The following is a 455-nucleotide window of genomic DNA, read 5'->3' as shown; positions in this document are numbered from 1 at the left end:
CCTGCTCGGGGGTGAGGCCCCCGGGCCGCGCCACCGTGTCGATGACGCACAGGCTCCCGAGGACGGGGCCCTCGGGGGTCCGCAGCGGCGCGCCCGCGTAGAAGCGGATGCGGGGGTCGTCCGTGACCAGGGGGTTGCGGGCCGTGCGCGGGTCCGCGGTCAGGTCGGGGATGACGAGGAGGTCGGGTTCGGGGAGGGCGAACTTGCAGACCGAGCGATCGAGGTCGGTCTCGCAGTGGGGAAACGCGACCCGGGCCTTGAACCACTGGCGGTCGCGCGCGACGAGGCTGACGAGGGCGACCGGCGCGGCGCAGAGCCGGGTCGCGAGGCGGACGATCCCGTCGACCCCGGCCTCCGGCAGGGTGTCGAGGATGTCGTAGGCGTCGAGCGCCGCGAGGCGGTCCTCGTCGCCGACGGCACTGCTCGCGTTGGGGGCCGGACCTGCGGGGACGACA

Annotated in this window: 1 protein-coding gene; it reads right to left on the bottom strand. The window is 75.2% G+C overall.

Translation table 11 applies throughout. From position 1 onward, the window contains the following. A partial coding sequence (locus ACLBXP_RS25260; RefSeq protein WP_447670590.1) for a GAF domain-containing protein occupies window positions 1-373 on the bottom strand: 373 nt, incomplete at its 3' end. Window positions 374-455: the final 82 nt, after the last annotated feature.

This window comes from Methylobacterium sp. A54F (assembly GCF_053346035.1).
This window is presented reverse-complemented; position numbering and strand designations above follow the sequence as displayed.